At 64.2% G+C, this 254-nt stretch carries 1 pseudogene; it reads right to left on the bottom strand.

The window, feature by feature from the left end:
- A pseudogene (gene gidA / locus SB816_RS33400) lies at positions 1 to 254 on the bottom strand (tRNA uridine-5-carboxymethylaminomethyl(34) synthesis enzyme MnmG); the annotation flags it as partial.

A 254-nucleotide genomic window follows, 5' to 3' on the forward strand; every position in this document is an offset into this window, starting at 1 on the left:
CGACTTCAAGCGTTCGGTTTCACGTGAAACAGCGTCGCGCTTCCGGCTGAACGCGTCCCAGCGCACGTCGTCGACGAGGCCCAGCTCGCGACCAATCTCGGTCAACCGCATATCCGCATTATCTTCACGCAGGCTCAGCCGGTATTCGGCGCGGCTCGTGAACATCCGGTAAGGCTCAGCCACGCCGCGCGTGACGAGGTCGTCGACCAGCACGCCAAGGTACGCCTGATCCCGACGCGGGCACCATGCGTCCT

Origin of the sequence: Achromobacter sp. SIMBA_011 (assembly GCF_046535435.1) — a bacterium.
Taxonomy (GTDB): Bacteria; Pseudomonadota; Gammaproteobacteria; order Burkholderiales; family Burkholderiaceae_B; genus Achromobacter; species Achromobacter dolens.